Origin of the sequence: Sulfuricurvum sp. (assembly GCF_049305995.1) — a bacterium.
Classification (GTDB): domain Bacteria; phylum Campylobacterota; class Campylobacteria; order Campylobacterales; family Sulfurimonadaceae; genus Sulfuricurvum.
This window is the reverse complement of sequence record NZ_JBAQPS010000162.1, coordinates 1-17,693: the sequence shown is the minus strand read 5'-3', so window position 1 is coordinate 17,693 and position 17,693 is coordinate 1. Positions and strand designations below refer to the sequence as shown.

Genomic DNA, 17,693 nt, shown 5'->3' with positions numbered 1-17,693 from the left:
GATCAACTCCACTTTGATTATGCGGTATGATCCCTCGTCTCACGTATCATCTTTCGTTTCCTAATCCTCTTAATGCTTCCGAGGAAGGGCTTGTTGCTTACGGCGGTGATCTCTCCCCTTCACGTTTGATGCTGGCATACCGTTTAGGGATATTTCCGTGGTACAGTGCAAACGATCCGATTTTGTGGTGGTCACCTGATCCGAGATTGATATTGGAACTGGATGATTTTAAGCTTACTCGGTCATTACGAAAAAAAATTCCCTATTTCGAAGTCCGTTTTGATACGGCATTTTCGTCAGTAATTCGTGAATGCTCAATTGCACCTCGACGGGGACAAAGTGGAAGCTGGATTGTTCCGGAAATGATTGAGGCGTATGAAGAACTCCATGCACTAGGGTATGCGCACAGTGTCGAGGCGTATCAAGAGGGGATTTTGGTTGGGGGGCTTTATGGGGTGAGTGTCGGAGGAGTATTTTGCGGTGAGTCGATGTTTGCTAAAGTCTCTGATGCTTCTAAAGTTGCTTTTGCTGTTTTGGTGAACCGATTGTGGGAGTGGGGATATGATTTTATCGATTGTCAGGTCCCCACCAATCACCTCAAAAGTTTGGGGGCTAAAGAAGTTTCTCGTAAAGAATTCTTATTTCGCTTGAGTCAATCGTATAAGTATGATACAACTTTTAACTCTATTTTGGCATAATAGGTGCATTTTTTAACTCGGAGCTTTGGATTATGTACATTGCGGAAGCACGTTTTGCCCTTTGGGTTGATTTTATTGAACGAACATTTTTGGATGAAAAATTTAAAGAATTGATTACAAAGGGGATTATTAATGGAGCGACATCTAATCCTGCTATTTTTAAAAGTGCAATTTTAACTTCCCCTGCGTATAAAGAACAGCTCGCTACCCTCACACATTTCTCCCCAAAAGAAAAATACGAAGCATTGGCAATCTTTGATATTCAAAAAGCAGCAGATATTTTGCATTCTTTGTATGACGCGGGAGATGATGGATACGTGAGTATCGAAGTCGATCCATTTTTGTGTGATGATGCAGAAGCAACAGTAACAGAGGGGAGACGTCTCCACAAGAGTATTAACCGACCCAATGTCATGATTAAGGTTCCAGCAACTCAGGCAGGTTATAGTGCAATGGAAACATTAGCTTCCGAGGGGATTGCTGTTAATGCGACGCTGATTTTTTCGCTTGAGCAAGCATTGAACTGTGCGAGGGCATTTGAACGGGCATCCCATAAAGCGAGTGTTGATACCGTCATCAGTGTATTTGTCAGCCGGATTGATCGAGCTATCGATGAGACACTCCGTCTAGCTGGTATTGAAACCGGTAAAATGGGAATTCTAAATGCGGCAGATATTTACAATCGTGTTGAGGCTTTAAGTATTCCGAAATGTCGCGTATTATTTGCAAGTACTGGGGTAAAAGGCTCTGAATTTAGGGCATCTTATTACATTGATGAGCTTTTGGCGTATAATAGTGTTAATACAGCATCAATCGTAACGATTGATGCTTTTGTCGATAGTGGGGACAGAGTATTAAAATTACCGATAAATGATGAAGTTATCGACAGTTATAAAACTAAAGTTGCGAATGCAAGAATCGATATGGATACTCTAATCGATCAGCAAATTAGTGAAGGGCTAGATGCTTTTAAAGTAGCTTTTAGCGAAATATTAAGTGCATTGGAGTAAATGATGAATCAAGCTATCCACGATCAATCCGATTTAAATTTGGATGTTTTAAAAAAAATTAAAGGTTATTTGCGTCGGATGGTAGATGCAGGGGGAAGTGACTTACACATTAAAGCCAATGCCGTTGTTCGTGCTCGTATAAATGGTGAAATTATTCCGCTATCTGGTGAAATTTTATCCAAAGATGATGCGCTTATATTTGCGAAAGAGTTACTTCAAATTCGTTTTTCTGAATTGCTTGAAAAAAAAGAGTTGGATCTTGTCTATCCGTTTGATGAAAACACCCGTTTTCGTATCAATATTTTTTTTCAGATGGAGGGGATATCAGCGGTTTTCCGTTTGATTCCGGTAAAAATTCTAACAGTAGATGAGTTACTGTTACCCGAAATCGTTCACAGTTTTGCAGAGATGGAACGGGGGCTTGTTTTGGTAACAGGTGTTACGGGAAGCGGTAAATCGACCACTTTGGCTGCATTGATTAATGAAATCAATTGGAATCGTCGAAAACATATTATTACCATTGAAGATCCGATAGAGTTTGTTCATAAAGATCGCAAGTGTATCATCAATCAGCGTAGTGTTGGACAAGATACGAATAGTTTTAGTACGGCTCTTCGAGCAGCATTGCGTGAGGATCCTGATATTATTTTGGTGGGTGAAATGCGAGACATGGAAACAATAGACATTGCTCTTCATGCTGCAGATACCGGTCATTTAGTTTTTTCCACACTCCATACACTTGACGCAAAGGAGACGGTAAACCGCATTGTTTCTGTATTTCCGGCAAGTGAACAAAACCGTGTTCGTATGACGTTGGCTTCGGTGCTCAAAGGAGTTATTTCACAACGTTTGATTCCAACAGTGGATGGCAAGCGTACCGCTGCACTTGAAATTTTGATCCGTACAGCTCGTATAGAGCAGTTAATCGCGGAAAATCGAGATATTGAGATCCCTGATACAATTGCTGATGGTAAAGAGCTCTATAAGTCTCAAACCTTCGATCAAGGGATATTGGATCTTTATCTGAGAGGGCGTATTTCACGTGACAATGCTTTGACTTATGCAACATCACCGTCTGATTTAAAACTTCGCATGGAAGGATTAAGTGCCACAGTTGAAAAAGGTAAATTAGGAAGCGATGATGCACTGAAAGAATTGAGCGAAGATGATTATATTGCACTAAAAGAGTAAAATATTTTAGGATACTTTTAACTGTTTTTAAGTATAATTCCCCTCATTTTATTTAAAGGACATGAATTATGTTAGAAGGTATCGTAAGAGAGAGTATTGGCAAAGCTACTACAAAAGCGTATCGCCGTGATGGTTATCTTATTGCCAACATCTACGGAAAAGGGCTTGAAAATATTCACGCTGCGTTCAAAATGAACGATTTTATCCGTACTGTGCGCAACAAAGAGACCGTAGCATTTGCTGTAAACGTAGCGGGTAAAGAGATGAACCTTGTTGTTCAAGGATATGAGTCTCATCCGGTTTCAGGCAACTTGTTGCACGTTGATTTGATGGTTGCACAACCAGGTGTTGTTACTCACTATCATGTTCCGGTTAACGCAGTAGGAACTCCTATCGGTTTGAAAAATAAAGGTATGTTATTTGTAGCTAAAAAACGTCTTCGTGTAAAAGCGGCGATTGAAAACTTGCCAACTGCCATCACTGTTGATGTTGCTCCACTTGATTTGGGTGATTCTGTATTGGTTCGTGATCTTGCACGTGTTGAAAACGTTACCTTTACTGATTCAGACCGTGTATCGGTTCTCAGTATCATTAAAGCGAAATAATTATGCTAATCGTCGGACTGGGAAACCCCGGCTCGACGTACTCTCAAACTCGTCATAATATCGGCTTTATGGTGATCGATGAACTGTGTCGTCGTCACAGTGTGCAAAACGTTTCCAAGAGCTCCTTTGAAGGGGAGTTGTTTAAAATGGGATCACACTTTTTCCTGAAACCTACTACCTACATGAATCTCTCCGGTCGATCTATCCTCACCGTTAAAAATTTTTATAAGATTGATGAAGTAATTGTTGTCCATGATGATTTGGATTTGCCTTTTGGAGCATTGCGCTTTAAAAGCGGTGGCGGTCATGGGGGACATAATGGGTTGAAATCAGCTGATGCGGCGATAACTCCTCAGTACATTCGTGTCCGAATGGGGATTGGAAAGCCCGAACACAAATCACAAGTAGCCGATTATGTGCTTCATACGTTTACCTCCGACGAGCAAGCTAAACTCCAGACATTCATTTGTGCTGCGGCAGATGCGGTAGAAATGCTTTTAACTCATAATTGCAGTGATGTGGCTGCAAAATGTTCACTTAAAGGAGTGTAATGCTCGCATTTACTACTTTATCATCTATTTATCTACGCTATTTCTTGATCGTCTTGATCGCACTGACCAGTTTTATGGTTGGATTCGATTTGATGGACAATGCTTCAGAACTTCCTAACTCGGCTAACCTTGTCATGATTTACATTATGTATAAGTATTTTTATGCGGTAGACATGATGCTTCCTATCTCGTTGGTGTTTGCGATTATCGCCTCTTTGGTTGAGTTGGTTCGTTCTAATGCATTGGCGGCATATTATGCATTAGGGTATTCAAAAAGAGCGATGATGACCCCTTTTTTAACTGTAGCGGGTCTTTTGATTATTATTTATATTTCTCTTCATGCGACTAATTTTGCCCGTTCAAATGAATTTGCTAACAATTTGCGTGAAACGTCGCAGTTTATCCGCCCGACCAGTAATCTTTTTTTTACCCATGAGGGGAATTACATCTATTTTGGAAATCTCTATCCTCTGAGTAAACGCTCAGAAGATATTCGCATCTTTACGTTTCAGCAAGGGCATCTTAAAGAGGCACTAAGTGCCAAAGAAGCAGTCTATAACAATGGATATTGGAATATACAAAAAGCACACCTGATTCGCCCTCCGCAAGGGTTTGATCTAAAAGGATCTGGGATTGTGAGTGAAGATCGGGAAAATCTAAAAGTACTGCGTGATTTTAAACCTAAAATTTTGGATCAGGTATATGAGGGGAAGGCTAATTTTACCATTGGGGATGGATTGGATGCTTTGAAATTGCTTGAAAACCAAAATGTGGATGTCGCTAAAATTACGAGTGCGCTGTATCGTATTTTTATTTCACCGTGGTTTGCACCAATATTGATGGTAATCTTTTTCACTTATGCTCCGGTGAGTGCCCGTTTCTTGAATCTCTCTTTGTTTAGTTTTAGTGCTATTTTGGTTACGCTGATTATTTGGGGGGTTCTCTTTATGATGGGTGAACTCTCAAATAATAAAACACTTGCCCCTGAAATCGGAATTATAGCCCCGATTATCTTCCTTGGTGGTGTAATGTTATGGCGACTTGGAAATCCCCTAAGGAGAGTTAGGGTAAAATCGCGACAAAACTAATCAATGAGGATTATGAGTGATCGATTTTAAAGCTCTGGCGCAAACCTACGGAACACCTTTGTATGTCTATGATTTTGATGCGATGAAAACGCAATTTGAATCGTTAAAAGAGGCATTTCGCGGGCGAAAATCGATTCTTGCATACGCGGTTAAAGCGAACTCAAACTTAAGCGTTGTCAAACATTTTGCACAGCAGGGTTCTGGAGCCGATTGTGTGTCGATCGGTGAAGTTCGCCGTGCCTTGATGGCGGGAATCCCGAAATACCGCATCCTTTTCAGCGGGGTGGGCAAACGCGACGATGAGATACACGAAGCGATTGAAGCCGATATCCTCTACATCAATGTCGAGAGTGAAGCAGAACTCGGACGTGTCGAGATGATCGCACGCGAGCTTGGTACCAAAGCTCGTATCAGTATTCGTGTTAACCCAAATATCGATCCAAAAACTCATCCGTATATTTCTACAGGGCTGCATGATAATAAATTCGGTGTTGAAATTACAGCGGCCAAACGGATGTATATCCAAGCGAAAAATTCTGAAAATCTTGACCCCGTCGGGATCCATTTTCATATCGGAAGCCAGCTCACCGAGTTGGAACCGATCTATGAAGCGGCGGTAATTGTTGCCGATTTGCTCCGCTCACTCCAAGCGATCGATATTGAACTCAAATTCTTCGATATCGGCGGTGGATTGGGTGTCCGTTACGATAATGAAACGACAATTGAACCTTACGATTATGCCCAAGCAATCCTTTCGGCACTCAAAGGGATCGATGTGACGATCATTTGTGAACCGGGGCGCTTTTTAACGGCAAATGCAGGCTATTTCCTGACCAAAGTACTCTATGAGAAAAACAATGGTGCGAAACGTTTTGTGATGGTGGACGGTGCGATGAACGATCTCATTCGACCGAGTCTTTACAAGGCGTATCATCGTATTGAAGCGTTGGATAAAGAAGGTGACGTAACGCCCGCTGATGTGGTAGGACCGGTGTGTGAAAGCGGTGACTTTTTGGCTAAAAACTATCCGCTTCCTCCGATGGAACACAACGATATTCTCGTTGTTCACAGTGCCGGAGCGTATGGTTTTGGAATGGGAAGTAACTACAACACTCGTGGTCGTTCTGCCGAGATTGCGGTAGAAGCTGGCAAAGAACGTTTAATTCGACGTCGTGAAGCGTTTGAAGATGTCATCGCGTTAGAGCGCGACTACCTGTAGGGATCAGCTATGTATTTTGTGGATGTGCAAGGGACATTAATTGACGATCACACAAAGCTTCCTACTTGTGGGGCGGTTGCTTTTATCGATTATCTTAACACTCAGCGCATTCCCTATATGGTGATTACTAACAGTACTAAAAACCCGAGCGATGAATTTTTAGGGTATTTGAACCAAATAGGTTTGAATATACCGCATGAGCATTATCTCGATCCTCTGATGATGCTAGAGAGTCATATTGATAAAAACCAAAAGATTGCGGCGTACGGATCAGAACCCTTTTTGAATGTACTGTGTTCGATGGGGTACACTCTCGATTTTAGTTCCCCTGATGTGGTGTTGGTTGCGATCAAAGAGGATTTTACCCCTGATGAGTATGCGCAGATGATTGAGTTTCTCCTCGCAGGTGCAGAGCTTGTAGGGATGCATAAGACAACACTCTATGCAAAAAATCATAAACGCTATCCCGGTGTGGGTGCCATTTTGAAAATGTTAGAGTTCGCGACATCCACTCCGTATACGGTTGTCGGTAAGCCAAGCATTCCGTTTTTCGAAGAGGCATTGTCCAGACTTCGGAGACAAAAAGCAGGAGCGGCGTTCAGTGAGATTACGATTATCAGTGACGATGTTAAAGGGGATCTCATCGGAGCGCAAGCGTTGGGGATGAGAGGGATTTTTGTCCTCAGCGGAAAAATTCGAAATGCTGATGAGATTATTCCGTCATTGAAAATTTCCGAACGACCGGCAGAAATTTATCCTGATATGCAGGCAATATTGGAGCATTTATGAATACTTTAGAAGAGTGCAGAGCACGTATTGATGAGATTGACAACGAGATTGTTGCCCTTTTAAACCGTCGTATGGAAGTAGTACACCGTGTCGGTGAGATCAAGCATGAAAATAATGCGGCGATTTATCGTCCTGAGCGGGAAAAATCGATCATTGATCGTCTCACGAAAATCAGTGAAGCATCGAATGGACTGCTCAATGCTCAAGCGATTGAAGCGGTCTTTTTAGAGATTTTTGCGGTCGCCCGTAATCTCGAACTCCCAGAGCGTATTGCCTATCTGGGACCTGAGGGGAGCTTTACCCATCAGGCGGCAGAGTCTCGCTTTGGGGCGATGAGTGATTATCTCTCTCTTGGTTCTATTGAAGCAGTTTTTAAAACTTTGGAAGCGTCGCGTGCTAAATTTGGTGTGGTTCCGATTGAAAACAGCCGAGATGGTGTTGTAGGGGAAACGCTCGATTTACTCGGTAAAAGCAGTGTGAAAATCGTAGCAGAGCTTTATATGCCGATTCATATGGCGTTTGCAACGAAAGCGGAAAAAATTCACCATATTAAGCGGATCTATTCCAAAGACAAAGGGTTTGGTCAATGTCGGGAATTTTTGGCGGAGCATGGCTTAGATATCGTGGAACATATTCCGGTGGAATCAACGGCAAAAGCAGCTATTTTAGCCGCTAAAGATCCTGAAGCAGCGGCTATCTGCTCTCATATTGCGGCAAAACTCTATGGGGTTCCGACGCTGTTTGAAAATATCGAAGATACCCATAACAACGCTACCCGATTTTTTATCCTCAGCGATTTTAAAAACGGTATCAGCGGCGAGGACAAAACATCGATTTTGGTTCGTCTCAAAGATGCTCAAAAAGCGGGTGCATTGGTTCATTTTCTCGAAGATTTCAACAATGCCGATATCAATCTAAGCAAAATCGAAAGCAGACCTTCGCGCGATAATGACGGGTTCGGATACTGGTTTTTTATTGATTTTTTCGGTCACATTGATGAGCCTAAAATTCAATCATTAGTTCAAAAGCATGTTGACGAAGTGACATGGTTGGGAAGTTACGTAAAGGGAGAATTATGAAATTTAATAAAGCGTTAGAATCAATCAAAACCTACGAGGCGGGGAAACCGATCGAGTTGGTGGTTCGTGAGTATGGGATTGACAAAAACTCGATTGTAAAATTAGCAAGTAATGAAAACCCGTTTGGATGTTCGCCGAAAGTAAAAGAGGCGGTACGTGGCATTATCGACAATATGGCACTTTATCCGGATGATTCGATGGTGAAACTCAAATCTGCCCTCTCAAACAAATACGCTATCCAAAATAATGAGCTCATTATCGGCGCAGGGAGTGATCAGGTGATCGAATTTGCGATTCATGCCAAAGCACACAGCGAATCAAAAGTTCTCATCAACAGTGTAACCTTTGCGATGTATGAAATTTATGCGAAACAGGTGGGGGCAGAGATTATTCGAACCGCGTCACGTGAACATAAAATGGAGGAATTTTATGCTCTCTATCAAGAGCACAAACCCTCTATCATTTTCCTTTGTACCCCTAATAACCCGACAGGTGATGGCCTTCTTGCGCAAGAGATGATCGATTTTATCGCTAAAGTGGACAGCGATACCCTCGTCATCGTTGATGGGGCGTACATGGAGTATGCCCGTTTTAAAAATCCGGACTTTGCGGTTGCGCCGAAAGATTTAATTGAGCGTTTCGATAATGTCCTTTTCTTGGGGACATTTTCAAAAGCGTACGGATTGGGTGGGATGCGTGTTGGGTACGGTATCGCGCAAGCTCCAATCATCGAAGCACTTTACAAAGTTCGCCCTCCGTTTAATATCACAACCCTCTCTCTTGAAGCGGCATCAGTAGCATTGGAAGACGAAGCGTTTGTTCAAGAGTGTATCGCCGATAATTTTGCTCAAATGGCTCGTTATGAAGAGTTCGCACGTCATAAGGGGATCGATGTGATCGATAGTTATACGAATTTCATCACTTTATCCCTTCCTGAAGAAAAAAATTCATCAGAAATTGCGCAAGAACTCTTAAAAAAGGGTATGATTGTACGTGATTTAAGCAGTTACGGATTGAACGCGATTCGCGTTACAATCGGAACATCGGTTCAAAATGACCGATTTTTTGAACTCACCGATCCTTTAGTATAAAAATAGGTAACAATGGATTTTAAGGCTCTTTTTTCGCAACTTGTTGTTTTTTTTGGAAAGCTCACTCAAGCACAAAAAACTATTATCGGTGCAGCCGTTGTAGGAATTATTGCTTTTTTGGTCTTTTTGATAGTGTATACTTCTGAAGGATCAACAAGCAAGGATGAGTATCAAACTCTTTTTGATCAACTAAGTAGTGAAGATGCTGCAAAAGTGGTTGAACAACTCGAAAAAGATAAAATCCCTTATCGAATTCCACGTGATAATGTAATTGAAGTTCCAAAAGAGGTTGTTTATAAAGAACGGATTACGATTGCATCTATGGGAATACCCAAAGAGGGGCATGTAGGATTTGAACTTTTTGATAAACAAGAGTTTGGTGCAACCAATTTTGATCAAGAGGTAAAATTCCGTCGAGCATTAGAAGGGGAACTCGCTCGTTCGATTGATTCATTGGGACCGGTTGAAAAATCAAGCGTATCATTGGCATTACCGAAAGAGACGTTGTTTGTCTCTGAAGCAGTGCCGCCATCAGCATCCGTTATGGTACAGTTAAAAGACGGTGGAAAACTGACTGCAAAACAGATACGTGGAATTAAAAAGCTGGTTGCCGCAGCGGTGCCGAAGTTGACTCCAGAAAATGTGACGTTGATCGATTCAGAAGGGGAAGCCCTGGGTGATGATGATGCGGCGGCTGCAATGGGAGAGCTCTCTTCAATGCAGCAGCAATACAAAACAAAAGAAGAAAAAAAACAAGAAGAGAAAATTATTAATGTTCTTGCTCCGTTTATTGGTGGAAAAGAACGTATCGTTGCTAAAGTAACGATTGAATATGATTTTTCAGAACAGAGTTCAACATCCGAAAAATTTGACCCTGAAAGTGTTGTCCGAAGTGAACAATCATCGGAAGAAAAACGGGAAGGTGGCTCAACTGCTCCAACTGGTGGTGTTCCTGGTGCAGTCAGCAATATTGGTCCTGTGGAGGGATTGTCTAACAGTGGAAGCGGTGAGAAATACGAAAAAACTACAGGGACTACGAACTATGAAATTTCCAAAACGGTTTCAACGACAAAAATGGAGTTTGCCCGTATCAAGCGTATGACAGCAGCGGTTGTCGTTGATGGTAAATATGAGCCGAAAAAAGATGCAGCGGGTGAGCCGACTGATGAAGTTGAATACATCGCTTTGGACGAAACGCAGTTGCAGGCGATAGATGCATTAGTTAAACAATCTATCGGGGTAGATGAAACACGCGGAGATCAAGTGAGCATCCGAAATTTTGAGTTTCAAACCACAAAAGCAGATATGTTACCCAAGGATGCTGCTTCTAAAACTACAGAGTTTGTCACTACGTATCTCGCCCCATTTTCTTCAGTATTTAAATATCTTTTTGTAGCTATCATATTATTTGTTGCTTACAAAAAAATAATTATCCCTTTTGCGGAGCGTATGCTCGAATTCAGTCGAGAAGAAGAAGAATTTGAAAAGCCAAACCTTAATGTTACAGATGATGAAGATGAAGATTTAGCTGAAAAAGTACAGCAAATGCGTAAAAAAGTTGAAAATCAGCTTGGCTTTGGGGAAAATTTTAATGAAGATGAGTTGAAATATGATGTATTGCTTGAAAAAGTGAGAGAACTAGCGGAAGAACATCCTGAAGAAGTTGCTTCATTGATTCAAACTCTTATTGATGAAGAGAATGGTCCAAATGATATGAATAAGCGGCAATAGGAAACTTAGTATGAATTTAACACCGACCCAGAAAGCTAATTTTGAAGAAATGACAATGACTCAAAAGGTCGCAATCCTTTTGGTTCAGTTGGGAGAAGATGTTACAGCAACTATTTTTTCACGCATGAGTGTTGAAGCAATTACGGAAATTTCAAAATACATTGCTAATAATCGCTCAATAGAAAAAAATGTGGCGGGAGCGGTATTGGAAGAATTCTATGCTATTATCCAATCTAATCAGTATCTTAATACGGGTGGTTTAGAATACGCACGTGAAATTTTATATAAAGCATTGGGACCAGATGAAGCAAAAAAAGTGCTTGAACGTTTGAGTAAAACCATGCAAAATAGTCAAAATTTTTCTTATTTGGCAAAAATCAAACCACAACAGCTTGCTGACTTTATTATGACAGAACATCCTCAAACGATAGCATTGATTCTAGCTCATATGGATCCTTCTGCAGCGGCTGAAACATTGTATATTTTTCCTGATGATTTACGAGCAGAAGTTGCTATGCGTATGGCAAAATTAGGAGATATCTCTCCCTCTATTATTAAACGGGTGAGTGCAGTTCTAGAATCGAAATTAGAAGCATTGGCTACTTATAAAGTTGAAGTGGGTGGACCAAGATCGGTTGCCGATGTATTCAACCGGCTGGGTGCAAAAGTTTCTAAGGCGACTTTAGCGCAAATTGAGCAATTGGATCAAGAATTGGCATCATCGATTAAAGAGATGATGTTTACATTTGAAGATATGATTGATTTAGATACAAATAGTATTCGAGAAATCCTTAAAGCAGTTGATAAAAATGATTTAATGTTGGCACTTAAAAGTTCTGCGGAGGAACTTAAAGAAAAATTTTATGCTAATATGTCTCAACGTGCGAAAGAGTCTTTTGTTGAAGAGATGCAGTTTTTAGGTGCAGTAAAGGTTAAAGAAGTTGAAGGCGCTCAACGTAAAATTGTTGATGCGGTTCAAACTTTGGCAGAGCAAGGGGTTTTACAATTAGGCGAATCTGAAGAGATGGTGGACTAATATAAATGGACGTTGTTATTCAACAAAATCGTTCTGGAAGCCATAATATCAGCAAGTATCAGTTTAAGATACTTTCATCTCTTAGCGGTACAAGTATCAAAGAAGCAACGCAAGAAATTAATCATGAAATGATGGTTGATCATCATGACAATAGTAATTCTTCGAAAGATGCATTAATTGAATCATTACTTAACAAAGCCGACGAGATGAGTTCCAATGTGATTAAGATGCAAATGCGGCTTGAATCAATGCAAGAAGAACATGCTCATTCACTTGAAGAGGCTAAAAAAGTGGGGTATGAAGAGGGATTGATTGCAGGTATTCTCCAAGAACAAGCTAAAACTTCAGGTCAAAGTGCCCAATCGCATGAGCAGCTTTCTCAGTCGGTTAAAACTCTTGAAAATGCAGCGGTTGATTTTGTTATTGCTCTCGAATCGATCCAAAAAGAGCTAACCCATACGGCTCTTGATATAGCTAAAGAAGTTATAGGTATTGAAACGACCGAGCATAGTTCTAAGATAGCGGCTAAACTCTCGAATGATTTGATTGAAGAGCTGAAAGATGCCTCTAAAATCACCTTACGGGTCAATCCGGCCGATCATGGGTTTATTTCTGAAAAAGTGGGTTCACTAACCCATGTAGAGGTACTCTCTGATCGTGCTATCAGCCTAGGTGGCGTCGTTGCTATCAGCGATGCGGGAAATATCGATTCGGAGATCAAAAAGCGTTATGAGAGACTTAAACGTTCACTCTTGCTCGAATCGTAAAGCCGTTTCGTACACATTCACTTTTATACTATAGTATTCGTATACTAAACAATTTTTAGGACAGTGCATCATAATGGATATCAAAAATTTTACTTTACCCCAATTGGAAGAGCTTTCTCAAAAGATACGCAATCGTATTTTAGAAGTCGTTAGCACCAATGGCGGTCACTTGAGTTCAACTTTGGGTGCTACTGAGATTATTGTGGCGATGCACAAAGTGTTTGACTCTACCAAAGATCCTTTTATTTTTGATGTATCCCACCAATCCTATGCCCATAAGCTATTGACGGATCGTTGGGAAGAGTTCGCTACCCTCCGTCAATTTAACGGATTGAGCGGGTATACCAAACCCTCTGAGTCACCCAGCGATTATTTTGTAGCAGGACACAGCTCGACCTCTATTTCTCTGGGGGTTGGTGCCGCCAAAGCGATAGCTCTTAAAAATGAGCAAGAGAGCCGTATTCCTGTCGTGGTGATCGGAGATGGTGCCATGTCGGCGGGGATGGCGTATGAAGCGATGAATGAGCTAGGGGATCGCAAATATCCGATGATTATTATCCTCAATGACAATGAGATGTCTATCGCTAAACCTATCGGTGCAATCAGCCGTATGCTCAGTTCGGCGATGGCGAGTCCGTTTTATCAGCGGTTTAAACGTAAAACGGAGCAGTTCGTCGATAATTTTGGGGAGGGGGCTCATTATCTCGCCAAGCGGTTTGAGGAGTCGTTCAAGCTCATTACTCCAGGGATTATGTTCGAAGAGATGGGGATCGAGTATATCGGACCGATTGACGGGCACGATCTAAAATCGCTCATTGAGACGTTTGAGATTGCTAAAGGGATGGGAAAACCGGTATTGGTTCATATCCAGACCATCAAAGGTAAAGGGTATGAGATTGCCGAGGGGAAACATGAAAAATGGCATGGTGTCTCTCCTTTCGATCTCAAAAGCGGAGCGGCAAATAGTAAAAGTTCCACTAAAAGTGCCACACAAATCTATGCCGATGCTCTAATGGCACAAGCCGCTAAAAATGAGAAAATCGTGGGCGTTACGGCAGCGATGCCAAGCGGTACGGGACTCTCAGCTTTGATGGAGAAATACCCTGAACGTTTTTGGGATGTGGCGATAGCGGAACAACATGCTGTTACTTCGATGGGAGCTTTAGCCAAAGAGGGGTTTAAACCGTTTTGTACGATTTACTCTACCTTTTTACAACGGGGTTTCGATCAGGTGATCCATGATGTATGTTTGATGGATTTGCCGGTGGTGTTCGCACTTGATCGTGCTGGAATCGTCGGTGAAGACGGTGAAACCCATCAGGGGGTATTTGACATCAGTTTCTTACGTCTCATCCCTAACATGACACTGTGTGCTCCACGTGATGAACTCTCGTTTCATCAGATTGTCGAGTATGCGGCTGGTTATCAACACCCTTGTTCTATCCGCTATCCGAGAGGCTCATTTTTTGAAACTCAATTACCGGAATCTGTTCCGTATGAGACAGGTAAAGCTCAATTATTGATTTCCAATGCATCTGAGCGTTTATTCATCGGATACGGTAATGGGGTAGGGCGCGCAGCTCAAACGATTGCCTTGATGGAAGAGAAACCCTCCTTGCTCGATTTGCGTTTTGTGAAACCGCTCGATTCGCAGATGTTACGGCAAATGGCTGAAAATCATAAACAATGGTATGTATTTAGTGATTCTGCTCGTATGGGGGGAGTTGGAAGTGCCTTGCTTGAATGGCTATCGGAAGAGAAAATTACCGATGTATCGGTAGTGAGTTTCGAGTACGATGATACATTTATTAAACATGGTAACACCAAGCTGGTCGAAGAATCGTTAGGGCTTTTACCCGAACAGTTGGCACATGTTATTTCAGGAAAATAACTCCCGCTATTCTCCCTGTGTGCTGTTGATCGGCACGGTAGGAAAAGTACTCATCGCATCGGCAGGATGTACAGTGATCACACGCTTCGACGTTTTCTATACTCAAAGCTTTTAACTGTTCAAGCAAAATCGTATTAACATCCAAAAAAACTTTTTTATCTTCTCTTCGCAATGCCGAATCGTATCCTTTTGCCGTACACTCTGAGGCAATCGTTTCGTTGATCTCATAACAGCATCCATGGATCGAAGGACCCAATACGATATGGAGATTTTTTGCTAAAGAGCCGAATTCTTCTCCCATTTTTTGGATCGTTTTCGGGAGGATTTTGTTTAGTGCTCCCGCGCGTCCCGCATGAACCGCTGCGATTACATTTTTGATGGGATCGACAATCAAAATCCCTGTGCAGTCAGCACTCATCACCATGAGTGGAATCTGTGGACAGTTGGTGATGAGGGCATCGCATTCGGGTGGGGTGTCAAAGGTGAAAGAGTTATCAACGATAACAATTGTATCGGAGTGAATTTGACGCATATGAATGAGCGAGTGGCGATTGAAGCCTAGCTTAGCGGCAAGAAGATCGTGATTTTGAACAACATCATCGGGATTGTCTCCGACGTGAAAAGCGAGATTTGCACTGTGATAAGGTGCTATAGAAACTCCGCCGTGCCGCGAGGTAAAACACGCCGTGATGTGAGGGTAAGGGGATAAAAGTGTGGAATGGATTGTTTTCATTCGGTGAGTGTATCGTATGAGAGTTTTAGGCGGGATTAAAGATCAAGGGCGGATTTTTTAAGAAATTTGCTACAATACCCAAAATGTGATAAGGACGATGTTGTGTTACAAAAACAGATGAGGTCGGTACGTTTGGATGGAGAGGATATCGTTCAAAAACGTGTGGAACTGCAATCTTATTTCCACCAAAGTTTCGATTTCTTTGAATCGTTATTTGAACTACTCAACAGTGATGAGGTGTTTTACCGCCAATCTGAACCGACCCGCCATCCGATGATTTTTTATTTCGGACATACAGCGATTTTTTACATCAATAAACTTGTTGCTTCAGGTGCACTCAAAGAGCGCATTAATCCCCATTTCGAAGAGTTGTTTGCCGTCGGTGTCGATGAGATGACATGGGATGCTTCGAGTGATTCGCTTCGTTGGCCGAGTGTGGCTGAGGTGAGAGTGTATCGCCTTCAGGTGCGGAATCTTGTGGATGAGATGATTATGAGTATGCCGATGGAGCTTCCGATAACCCAAAGCGATCCATTTTGGGCAATCTGGATGGGGATCGAGCATGAACGAATCCATATCGAGACGTCGAGTGTATTGCATCGTCAGATGCCTCTTGAATATATTCGTCCTCACGCAGATTTTTCGATCTGTCCTGTTCATGGGGATATTCCGGAAAACAGTATGGTTTATTTTCCTGCGTCCAAGGTAACCCTTGGCAAAGGCTCAGATGATCATGGGCTGTATGGATGGGATAACGAATACGGCAGGGCAGCGGTAGAGGTCGAAGCATTCCAAGCCTCAAAATATCTGGTGAGCAACGGCGAGTTTTTGGATTTTGTATCGGCAAATGGATATGGAGTTAGCAGGTGGTGGGATGAAGAGGGATTAAAATATCTTCACATTCGTAAAGCTGTATGTCCGCCGTTTTGGGTACGTCAAGACGATGGAAGCTATAAATACCGAGCCCTCACCGATCTTATCGATATGCCATACAACTGGCCGGTAGAGGTCAATACCCTCGAAGCCGAAGCGTTTTGTCGCTGGAAAAGTGCGCAGGAGGGTGAAACCTATCGTCTCCCTACTGAAGCAGAACATAGAGTCATGCTACAAGCAGGGGGGATGGATGAAGAGGTGTTTGATGATTCACGCGCCAACATCAACCTCGCCCACTATGCTTCCTCTGTTCCTGTCGATACTTTTGCGCATGGTGAACTCTATGATGTTGTCGGGAACGTATGGCAATGGACTCAGAGCCAGATGGCTCCGCATGAGGGATTTTTCACTCATCCGTGGTATGAGGATTTTACCGAGCCAACGTTTGATGGAAAACACAACCTTATCAAAGGGGGATCGTGGATCTCGACCGGCAATGAGATCATGAGAGAGTCGCGCTATGCTTTTCGCCGCCATTTCATCCAACACGCCGGATTTCGCTATGTAATCGGTGAGGGCGAGAATGAAAAAGAGACATATGAGCGCATTGAGCGGATATATGAGCAATGGAAAAAACGGTATGAATGAGTTTCGTTTTATCGACCGATCTTCTACTAATGCCGAAAAATATGTTCTAAGAGAAAAGCTTTTTCATACGGAAAATGTCCAGCCGATGTGGGTTGCCGATATGGACATCGCAACTCCTGAGTGTGTCATCCACGCGGTGAATAAGAGACTTCTCCATCCGATCCTCGGATATGAGATTATGAGTGATAGCGCCTACGAAGCACAGATCGGCTGGATGAGAGAGCATCATAGTTTTGAGATAAAGCGTGAATGGCTCAGTTATTCCCCCGCGGTTGTCGCCTCGATAGGGTATGCTATCCGTGCATTCAGTCAAGAGGGGGATGAGGTGATCGTAATGGATCCCGTTTATCCTCCGTTTTATAGCATGGTAAAAGAGAATAACCGATCCTTACTTCTTCATCCATTGAAACAAGACAGTGCAGGGATGTATCGTTTCGATATCGAGCGTCTACGTGCGCAAATCACACCGAAAACCAAACTGTTATTGCTCTGCTCCCCTCATAATCCCATCGGGCGGGTATGGAGCCGTGATGAGCTTCTGGCATTGGGAACATTGTGTCTGGAACACGGTATCCGCATTATCAGCGATGAGATCCATAGTGATATCGTTTTTGCACCGCACAAACATATCCCGATTGCATCACTCTCTGATGAGTTGTTAAACAATACAGTGACGTTGATAGGACCGGGAAA

17 protein-coding genes are annotated in these 17,693 nt (G+C 42.4%); 16 read left to right on the top strand and 1 reads right to left on the bottom strand.

Annotated elements, in window-relative coordinates; genetic code table 11:
* The first annotated feature begins 26 nt into the window (after positions 1–26).
* The 14 genes from aat (at position 27) to dxs (ending at position 14,746) form a co-directional block, all read left to right on the top strand.
* Complete coding sequence (aat, locus tag WA010_RS05515; RefSeq protein WP_422556145.1) at positions 27–698, top strand: leucyl/phenylalanyl-tRNA--protein transferase; 672 nt, start codon at positions 27–29, stop codon at positions 696–698.
* A 32-nt stretch (positions 699–730) separates the two neighbouring features.
* Positions 731–1,708: a transaldolase gene (locus WA010_RS05510; RefSeq protein ID WP_422556144.1), complete on the top strand. Its 978-nt coding sequence runs from the start codon at positions 731–733 to the stop codon at positions 1,706–1,708.
* Positions 1,709–1,711: 3 nt separating this feature from the next.
* Complete coding sequence (locus tag WA010_RS05505; protein WP_422556143.1) at positions 1,712–2,899, top strand: type IV pilus twitching motility protein PilT; 1,188 nt, start codon at positions 1,712–1,714, stop codon at positions 2,897–2,899.
* Positions 2,900–2,967: 68 nt separating this feature from the next.
* The gene (locus tag WA010_RS05500; protein WP_422556142.1) at positions 2,968–3,504 is read left to right on the top strand and encodes a 50S ribosomal protein L25/general stress protein Ctc; all 537 of its coding nucleotides are present in this window, start codon (positions 2,968–2,970) and stop codon (positions 3,502–3,504) included.
* Positions 3,504–4,055 carry an aminoacyl-tRNA hydrolase gene (pth, locus tag WA010_RS05495; RefSeq protein ID WP_422556146.1) on the top strand — a complete coding sequence of 184 codons (552 nt, stop codon included), beginning with the start codon at positions 3,504–3,506 and terminating at the stop codon, positions 4,053–4,055. The genes WA010_RS05500 and pth overlap by 1 nt, the downstream gene beginning before the upstream one ends.
* Entirely contained in the window at positions 4,055–5,143 is a 1,089-nt protein-coding gene (locus WA010_RS05490) for an LptF/LptG family permease (RefSeq protein WP_422556141.1), read from the top strand. Before pth ends, WA010_RS05490 begins: the two co-directional genes overlap by 1 nt.
* A gap of 16 nt (positions 5,144–5,159) precedes the next feature.
* Positions 5,160–6,362 (top strand): diaminopimelate decarboxylase, encoded by a 1,203-nt coding sequence (gene lysA, locus WA010_RS05485; protein ID WP_422556140.1) that lies wholly within the window; start codon positions 5,160–5,162, stop codon positions 6,360–6,362.
* A gap of 9 nt (positions 6,363–6,371) precedes the next feature.
* Entirely contained in the window at positions 6,372–7,151 is a 780-nt protein-coding gene (locus WA010_RS05480; protein ID WP_422556139.1) for an HAD-IIA family hydrolase, read from the top strand.
* Entirely contained in the window at positions 7,148–8,230 is a 1,083-nt protein-coding gene (pheA, locus tag WA010_RS05475; protein WP_422556138.1) for a prephenate dehydratase, read from the top strand. The genes WA010_RS05480 and pheA overlap by 4 nt, the downstream gene beginning before the upstream one ends.
* A complete protein-coding gene (gene hisC, locus WA010_RS05470) occupies positions 8,227–9,321 on the top strand; it encodes a histidinol-phosphate transaminase (protein WP_422556137.1) in 1,095 nt (364 codons plus the stop codon). The genes pheA and hisC overlap by 4 nt, the downstream gene beginning before the upstream one ends.
* Positions 9,322–9,333: 12 nt before the next feature.
* Entirely contained in the window at positions 9,334–11,052 is a 1,719-nt protein-coding gene (gene fliF, locus WA010_RS05465; protein WP_422556136.1) for a flagellar basal-body MS-ring/collar protein FliF, read from the top strand.
* A gap of 10 nt (positions 11,053–11,062) precedes the next feature.
* On the top strand, positions 11,063–12,088 hold the full coding sequence (gene fliG, locus WA010_RS05460) for a flagellar motor switch protein FliG (RefSeq protein WP_422556135.1): 1,026 nt from the start codon (positions 11,063–11,065) through the stop codon (positions 12,086–12,088).
* A 5-nt stretch (positions 12,089–12,093) separates the two neighbouring features.
* Positions 12,094–12,855, top strand: coding sequence for a flagellar assembly protein FliH (fliH, locus tag WA010_RS05455; protein ID WP_422556134.1), 762 nt, complete (start codon positions 12,094–12,096; stop codon positions 12,853–12,855).
* 73 nt (positions 12,856–12,928) lie between these two features.
* The gene (gene dxs, locus WA010_RS05450; protein WP_422556133.1) at positions 12,929–14,746 is read left to right on the top strand and encodes a 1-deoxy-D-xylulose-5-phosphate synthase; all 1,818 of its coding nucleotides are present in this window, start codon (positions 12,929–12,931) and stop codon (positions 14,744–14,746) included.
* Here dxs and pgeF read toward each other — a convergent pair.
* The gene (pgeF, locus tag WA010_RS05445) at positions 14,730–15,479 is read right to left on the bottom strand and encodes a peptidoglycan editing factor PgeF (RefSeq protein ID WP_422556132.1); all 750 of its coding nucleotides are present in this window, start codon (positions 15,477–15,479) and stop codon (positions 14,730–14,732) included. The genes dxs and pgeF overlap by 17 nt on opposite strands.
* A 102-nt stretch (positions 15,480–15,581) precedes the next feature.
* Between pgeF and ovoA the strand changes: the two genes are divergently transcribed.
* Both ovoA and WA010_RS05435 read left to right on the top strand, forming a co-directional pair.
* On the top strand, positions 15,582–17,000 hold the full coding sequence (gene ovoA / locus WA010_RS05440; RefSeq protein ID WP_422556131.1) for a 5-histidylcysteine sulfoxide synthase: 1,419 nt from the start codon (positions 15,582–15,584) through the stop codon (positions 16,998–17,000).
* Positions 16,936–17,693, top strand: a 758-nt coding sequence (locus WA010_RS05435; RefSeq protein WP_422556130.1) for an aminotransferase class I/II-fold pyridoxal phosphate-dependent enzyme, incomplete at its 3' end; no start/stop codon positions are given. The genes ovoA and WA010_RS05435, both read left to right, overlap by 65 nt.